The sequence below is a fragment of the Rhodoblastus sp. genome (assembly GCF_052145335.1).
Lineage (GTDB): Bacteria > Pseudomonadota > Alphaproteobacteria > Rhizobiales > Beijerinckiaceae > Rhodoblastus.
In genome coordinates this window covers 1-5,702 of the sequence record NZ_JBKQOU010000329.1, presented here as the reverse complement: position 1 = coordinate 5,702, position 5,702 = coordinate 1, and the positions used below count along the sequence as shown (strand labels likewise).

Genomic DNA, 5,702 nt, shown 5'->3' with positions numbered 1-5,702 from the left:
AGTCCGACCCGAATACGCAGCATATCACGGCGGGCCTCGCCGCCATGGAATGCGTGATCGTGCAGGACCTGTTCCTCAACGAAACCGCGAAATACGCCCATATCTTCCTGCCGGGCTGCTCGTTCCTCGAAAAGGACGGCACTTTCACCAATGCCGAGCGGCGGATCAATCGCGTGCGCAAGGTGATGGCGCCGCTATGCGGCAAGGACGAGTGGCGCGTCACCGTCGAACTGTCCAAGGCGCTCGGCTATGAGATGGATTACGCTCACCCAAGCGAGATCATGGACGAGATCGCGGCCCTGACCCCGACCTTCAAGGGCGTGAGCTATAAAAAGCTCGACGAACTGGGGTCGGTGCAATGGCCCTGCAACGACGCGGCGCCGCGAGGCACGCCGTTGATGCATGTCGATCGCTTCGTCAACGGCAAGGGGCGGTTCATGCTGACCGAATATGTCCCGACCCGCGAGCGCAGCGGCCCGCGCTACCCGCTGATCCTCACCACCGGGCGGATCCTGTCGCAATATAATGTCGGCGCGCAGACGCGTCGCACCGAAAACGCACTCTGGCACGCGGAAGACGTGCTGGAAATCCACCCCTTCGACGCCGAAATGCGCGGCATCGTCGATGGCGACCTGGTTTCCCTGGCCAGTCGCGCCGGAAACGTCTCTCTTAGGGCCAGGATCTCGGAACGGATGCAACCGGGCGTGGTTTATACGACGTTCCACTATCCGGGCTCCGGCGCCAACGTGGTCACCACGGATAATTCCGACTGGGCGACCAATTGCCCGGAATACAAGGTGACGGCGGTGGAAGTGCGCCGCGCCAACAGCCTCTCGGCCTGGCAGGAGCGCAATGCCGAGGAGGATTTCACCTTGAAGCAATTGCTGGAGGCGGCGCCTGATGCCGCAGAGTGAAGGACTCCCCGCCAGCGTCGTGACGCGGGCGCGAAAAATCGAGACGGCCGGCGACCTTTCGCTCGCCGTCGCCTCGCAGCGCGCCATTGCGGTCGAAATTCCCGTCGCCTTTCTCTATGGCGACACGCCTTATGCGGTGATGATGGCGAGCCCCGGCGACGCCGAGGATTTCGCCTATGGTTTTTCTTTGACCGAGGGCATCATCCGCTCGGCCGATGAAATTCGCGGCGTAGGCGTTGTAACCCAGGATAAGGGGCTGGCGCTGGAAATCGACCTCGCGCCGGGGCGGTTCCGAGAACATCTTGCGCGGCGGCGCGCCATCACCGGGCGCACCTCCTGCGGCTTGTGCGGTGTTGAGACGGTGGAGCAATTGCCGCAGGCAAACGCCCTCGCGCCCACCGCGCCGATCACGCCGCAGGCCTTGTTCGCCGCGCTCGCCAACCTGGAAAAGAACCAGCAGCTCAACGCCTTGACCCATGCGGTCCACGCCGCCGCCTTCTGCTCGCGCGATGGAACGATCCGCGCCCTGCGCGAAGACGTCGGGCGGCACAACGCGCTCGACAAGCTGATTGGCGCCTTGTTGCGCGAGGGCGTTTCCCCGCGCGACGGATTCATTGTCGTCACCAGCCGCGCCTCGTTCGAAATGGTCGAAAAGGCCGCTATCTTCGGCGCGACGACGCTGGTCGCCATTTCGGCGCCGACTTCGCTGGCGATTGAAAGGGCGGAGGCTCTGGGCCTGACGCTGGCGGCTATCGCCCGCGCCGACGGGGTGACGGTTTTCGCCGGGGCCCTGGCGTCTTATTGTGCTGGCATGCAGGCGGAGGCGTCATGAATCTCGGACCCGCCCTTCACGACGATCCCGGCGAAAAGCTGATCCGCATGGCGCGCGAAATCGCCGATTTTTTCAAAGCCTATCCCGAAGACAAAGCGGCGGCCTTGATCGCCCATCACATCAACCGTTACTGGACACCAAAAATGCGTAGGCAATTCCTCGCCGCCATCGAGACGCCCGGCCGCTCCTTTCCGCCCCTCCTGCTGGCGGCGAAAACAGGAATCAAGCGCAGCGACGTGAAGTAAAAAAGTAAAAATACGATAGTGGGCGAGGAAGAATATCATGACGACACTGACGCAACCGGGCGGACTCGTTCGGGGAGGCTGGCTTGACCGCGCGGCGACAGTCGCCCATCCGGGCTTCAATCGCTGGCTGGTCCCGCCGGCGGCTCTGGCGATCCATTTGTGCATCGGCATGGCCTATGGTTTCTCGGTGTTCTGGCTGCCCCTGAGCCAGGCCATCGGCGTATCGAAAGCCGTCGCCTGTCCCGCCGGTTCCGGCCTGATGACGGCGCTCTTCACCACGAGTTGCGATTGGAAGGTCGCCGATCTCGGCTGGATGTTCACCCTTTTCTTCGTCCTGCTCGGCTCTTCCGCCGCGATCTGGGGCGGCTGGCTGGAGCGCGCGGGGCCGCGCAAGGCCGGCGTAGTCGCCGCTTTGTGCTGGTCGGGCGGCCTGATGATCGGGGCTCTCGGAGTCTATCTGCACCAACTCTGGCTGCTCTGGCTCGGACCTGGCGTGATCGGCGGAATCGGGCTCGGTCTTGGCTATATTTCGCCGGTCTCGACCCTGATCAAGTGGTTCCCCGACAAGCGAGGCACGGCCACGGGCATGGCGATCATGGGCTTTGGCGGCGGCGCGATGATCGGTTCGCCGCTCGCCGCCATGCTGATGAACCACTTCAAAACCCCGACGTCGGTCGGCGTCTGGCAAACCCTCGCCGTGCTGAGCGGCGTCTATCTCCTCTATATGCTCGGCGGCGCCTTCGGCTATCGCGTGCCGCCGCACGGCTGGCGGCCGGAAGGATGGACGCCGCCGAGGGCTGAGAAGAAAATGATCTCGGCTGGCAATGTCCATCTCGACGACGCGCTTAAAACTCCGCAGTTCTGGTTGATCTGGGCCGTGCTCTGCCTCAATGTCTCGGCCGGCATCGGGGTGATCGGCATGGCCTCGCCGATGTTGCAGGAGATTTTCGGCGGTTCGCTGATCGGCAAGCCTGGACTGGGTTTCGCGGCTCTCGACGCCGGCCAGAAGGCGACCATCGCGGTGATAGCGGCGGGCTTCGCCGGATTTCTGTCTCTATTCAATATTGTCGGACGCATCGTCTGGGCGTCGCTGTCGGATCATATCGGTCGAAAAAATACCTATTTCGTGTTTTTCGCCTTGGGCATAGCGCTTTACACCGCGACGCCGACGCTCGCCCATATGGGCGACAAGGCTTTGTTCGTGCTGGCTTTCGGCGTGATCCTGTCGATGTATGGCGGCAGCTTCGCCACGGTTCCGGCCTATCTCGCCGATATTTTCGGGACGCAATATGTCGGAGCTATTCACGGCCGCCTGCTCACCGCCTGGTCGACGGCTGGAATCGTCGGCCCGGTGGTGGTCAATTACATCCGCGAATTCAACAAGGCGGCAGGTGTGCCAGCCGACCGGTTCTATGACGTGACGCTTTACATTCTCGCCGGCTTTCTCGTCGTCGGCATGATCTGCAATGCGCTGGTCAAGCCGGTCGATGCGAAATATCTGATCCCGGAGAAAGAAGCGGCGGCCTACGAGACGGCCCAGGCTTTGCCATCCGGCCCGATCGGCGAATACGGCATCGGCGGCGGTCGATTCGACGTCAGGACCGCCTTGGCCTGGCTAGCGGTTGGCCTGCCGCTGGCCTGGGGGGTGGAGCAGACGCTCGCCAAGGCCTTGATCATTTTCCAATAAGCGGCCGCCGGTCCGCTCGCTTCGGACCGGCGCCTTTTTTTGGTCATGCACCTGTTGCAGTTTAGAAATAATCTAAGCAAGATCGAACAGCTTTGTTGACGCCAACACGGCGTGTTTAATGCTCGGCAGGCGCATTCGGGACGGTGACGGAGTTTATCCCCGCCATGATTCTTTGCTCGTGCAATGTCATATCGGACCGGGATGTCCGGGCTTGCGTAAAGCCTTGCGGCGCTTCGGCCGAAAAAGCGCGCGATGTATTTCGCTGCCTTGGCCGCACGCCGAAATGCGGGCGCTGTGTGCGTAAAATTCAGTCCTTGTTCGAGCGGGAAGACGCCATCGAGGCCGCGGAAACGGCGGAAAGCCTGGAATTTAGGCTGGCGGCCGCCGCTGAATGATTTTACCCTGACAGACCGGAACGATTTCGGGCAACTGCTGTTGCTACGGGAATGCGTTAGCTCGGGCGGGGAGAAAAGTCATGCGCGGCGATGCAAGAGTCATTGAATATCTCAATCGCGGCCTACGCAGCGAGCTTACCGCCATCAATCAATACTGGCTGCATTACCGCATCCTCGACAATTGGGGCTACAAGGGCCTCGCCAAGAAATGGCGCGAGGAATCCATCGAGGAAATTCTCACGCCGACAAATTCACCACCCGCATCCTGTTTCTCGAAGGTTTCCCCAACATGCAGGAGCTGAACGCCCTGACCATTGGCGAGAATGTGCAGGAAATCATCGAACTCGACCTGGCCTCGGAAATGACCGCGCGCGCGCTTTATCTGGAGGCCGCCGCCTATTGCGTGTCGATCAACGATCGCGTCACCAAGAACCTGTTCGAGGATATCGCCCATGACGAGGAAGAACATATCGACTTTCTCGAAACGCAGCTGGAGCTGATCAAGCAGATCGGCCTGCCGCTTTATGCGCAAAAGCACATCGGCGAGTTGAGCTAGTCGTTAAAAACAAACGCTGGGCGGCCGAAGAAGTGTCGGCCGTTTTCCGCTCCTCGCGTTTCGACTGGGGCCGTATCAACTGGTCCCTAACCCGCAGCAACTCGTGGCCGGCAGCGTCGCCTTGGAAATTGCTTCGATGAGGCTTTCGGCGGAGAACGGCTTCTCAAGATATTCGCAAGCCCCAAGCGCATGGGCCGCCAACCGAAAAGCGCCGTCTCCTCTTCCCGTCATGACAACCACAGGGCATCCAGGGGTATTTTTCGAAACTTCAGCAAGCAGATCCAGTCCGGTTACGCCGCCCGGCATTTCGACGTCCGTCAGGATGCAACCAATATCGCTATCGCCCCAAGAGCTGGTTTTGAAAAAATCGCGCGCCGACGAAAAGGTCTCCACGGCAAACCCCTCGCTTTGCAACAACATTTTTATGGCGTCACGCGTAGAAGCGTCATCGTCAATCACAAAGATTGCGGACATATCAACCTCGTTGCGGCCTCAAGACATCCGGATCATTGGCTAATATTTGTTGCGCGCCATTCGTTAACGGTCAATTAATTTTGACAGCATATCCACATAAATAGCGGGCATAGAGGTTTCGACGCCAGCAAAATGCACCATCTTTATTGCCAAGGTGACGCTATCTTCACGCCAGGTATTAGTGCTTACTTGAGTGGAGCCTTTCCATCCATCCGCTTTTTTCGCCTCCGAGGAGCCGCGCCCTCCTGTTCGCGGCGATCGGCAACCGCCCTTTCGAACGCCAATCGATTGGAACGATCCCAATAGTTAAGCATTTTGTTATTGTCGGATTGCAATGACGCGAGAGGGATGGGGACCATGCTTGCGATCGCTACGCCCGCCATGCGCTCAATGGTGTTCTTTGCAACAATCTTTATTTTAAACGTTCCAGTTGCAGGTTCTGCAAAGTCTGAAACGATACATTGCTACATAGATAATAAAGATGATTCTGGATGCAGTCATCACAATAACACATCGCACAGGGTCAAGTCCTATTTCCATGAGCCGGACGGCTCCGAAAGAAACGTTATTTGCGGACAACCGGAATGCGGATCGGGTAG

General features: G+C 59.7%; 6 protein-coding genes and 1 pseudogene. 6 read left to right on the top strand and 1 reads right to left on the bottom strand.

Annotated elements, in window-relative coordinates:
- The 5 genes and pseudogenes from ACLP2E_RS20260 to bfr all read left to right on the top strand — a co-directional run.
- On the top strand, nt 1–914 hold a 914-nt coding region (locus ACLP2E_RS20260; protein ID WP_442466935.1), incomplete at its 5' end, for a molybdopterin oxidoreductase family protein.
- Entirely contained in the window at nt 901–1,746 is an 846-nt protein-coding gene (gene fdhD / locus ACLP2E_RS20255) for a formate dehydrogenase accessory sulfurtransferase FdhD (protein ID WP_442464207.1), read from the top strand. The genes ACLP2E_RS20260 and fdhD, both read left to right, overlap by 14 nt.
- Nucleotides 1,743–1,991 (top strand): formate dehydrogenase subunit delta, encoded by a 249-nt coding sequence (locus ACLP2E_RS20250; protein ID WP_442464208.1) that lies wholly within the window; start codon nt 1,743–1,745, stop codon nt 1,989–1,991. The genes fdhD and ACLP2E_RS20250 overlap by 4 nt, the downstream gene beginning before the upstream one ends.
- Nucleotides 1,992–2,028: 37 nt before the next feature.
- Complete coding sequence (locus ACLP2E_RS20245; protein WP_442466934.1) at nt 2,029–3,678, top strand: OFA family MFS transporter; 1,650 nt, start codon at nt 2,029–2,031, stop codon at nt 3,676–3,678.
- Nucleotides 3,679–4,153: 475 nt separating this feature from the next.
- Nucleotides 4,154–4,629 (top strand): annotated as a pseudogene (gene bfr / locus ACLP2E_RS20240) (bacterioferritin).
- A 75-nt stretch (nt 4,630–4,704) separates the two neighbouring features.
- Here the strand turns inward: bfr and ACLP2E_RS20235 are convergent.
- On the bottom strand, nt 4,705–5,103 hold the full coding sequence (locus tag ACLP2E_RS20235; protein WP_442464211.1) for a response regulator transcription factor: 399 nt from the start codon (nt 5,101–5,103) through the stop codon (nt 4,705–4,707).
- A gap of 357 nt (nt 5,104–5,460) precedes the next feature.
- Between ACLP2E_RS20235 and ACLP2E_RS20230 the strand changes: the two genes are divergently transcribed.
- Nucleotides 5,461–5,702, top strand: a 242-nt coding sequence (locus ACLP2E_RS20230) for a hypothetical protein (protein ID WP_442466933.1), incomplete at its 3' end; no start/stop codon positions are given.